Source organism: Roseisolibacter sp. H3M3-2, assembly GCF_029211165.1.
Taxonomy (GTDB): domain Bacteria; phylum Gemmatimonadota; class Gemmatimonadetes; order Gemmatimonadales; family Gemmatimonadaceae; genus Roseisolibacter.
Genome location: NZ_JARGEK010000619.1, coordinates 1 through 1,566, shown reverse-complemented (window position 1 = coordinate 1,566; position 1,566 = coordinate 1). Strand labels below are relative to the sequence as shown.

The following is a 1,566-nucleotide window of genomic DNA, read 5'->3' as shown; positions in this document are numbered from 1 at the left end:
GGCCGCCGCCGGCAGCTGCGCCGCCTCGGCGCGCGCGGCGCGCAGCTCGGCGGCGTGCGCGACGACCAGCGGGCGCAGGCGCGCCGCGTTGGCCGGGTGCTCGCCGGGGCGCACTGCGCCGTCGGCGATCGAGTCGAGCAGCGCCGCGGCGCCGTCCGCGTCCCCCGCCTCGGCGAGCGCGAGGGCCGGGACCCACACGTGGTTGAGCGCCGTGCGCCCGCCGTCGATCGAGTCGCGCAGCGTGCGGAAGCCGCGGGCCGCGGCGAGCGCGTCGCGGGCCCGCCCCTGGTGGCGGTGCACGTTGGCCAGCTGCCACTGTGCCTGCGCGCGCCACTCCGGCTCCTCGTGCGCGAGGTACGCGCGCGCCGACCGCTCCGCGTCGGCGAGGCGCCCGGCCCGCGACAGGTGCACGACGCGCGACGGGTGGCCGCTCCCGTACGACGGGTCCATCGCGTACGCCGCCTCGAGGGCCGCCTCGGCGGCGTCGTGGCGCCCGCGCATGTCGAGCACGCGCGCCAGCGCGGCCCAGCCGTCGGCGCGCTGCGGCAGCAGGCGCGTCCAGCGCCGCGCCGCCTCCTCCGCGGCGTCGAGGTCGCCCGCGTCGGCCTCCAGCACGGCGCGCTGCGCGAGCGCGGCGCACGCGTGGCACGCGCCGCCCGAGGGGTCGCGCAGCGCGAGCGAGTCGGCGGCCAGCGCCCGCTCGAGCAGCGCGCGCGCGGGGGCCCACTCGCCCACCCACGCGCGCGCCTCGGCGGCGTACAGCAGCGCCTCGGGGTCGCGCGGGTCGAGCGCCACGAGCGAGTCGGCGACGGGGCGCAGCTCGGGGCCGCTCATCGTCGACGCCCAGCCGGCGCGGATGAGCAGCCGCTCGCGCACGGTGGCGCGGTCGGCGAGCCGCACCGCGTCGGCCATCAGCTCCGCCATCCGCGCGCGGTCGGGGTCGAGGCGCGCGTACTCGAACGCGGCCATCGCGAAGTTCGGGTCCGCGCGCAGCGACTGGCGGAACAGGTCGCGGGTCCGCGAGTCGTAGCGCGCCTTCGCGCGCAGCCCGTCGGCGTACAGGCGCAGCGCGACGGCGGAGCGCGTGGTCACGTCGGCGACCGAGCCCGCGGGCCCGGCGACGCCCATCCCGTCGAGCAGGCGCGCGGTGCCGCTGTCGGCGAGCGCGAACAGGTCGGCGCCGCGCACCGTGAGCGACGCGCGCACCGCGCCGGTGGCCAGCTCGACGCGCCGCAGGTCGAGGCGCAGCGTGCCGTCGGGCTGCGCGTACAGCGCGCCGTCCACCAGCTCGGTCGCGCCGGCCTGCCGCGCCGCCGACGCGTACGCTCCCTCGGTGCTGTCGCCCACCGCGAGCTGCCGCTGCACCTCGCCGATGCGCGCCGCGCTGATGACGAGCACCCCCTCGCCGCGCGCGAGGCTGGTGGCGAGCAGCGCGGCCAGCGGGCGCCTCGGCGCGCCCGCCGCCTCGCGGAAGTCGCGCAGCATCCCGATCGCGAGCGTGCGCGATGCGGGGTCGGCCGCCGGCGTCGACGCGGCCGACGGCGAGCCGTCCGGCGCGCGGGCGAG

General features: G+C 80.6%; 1 pseudogene. It reads right to left on the bottom strand.

Annotation, left to right across the window (positions count from 1 at the left end):
* A pseudogene (locus PYV61_RS25165) lies at positions 1–1,566 on the bottom strand (hypothetical protein); the annotation flags it as partial.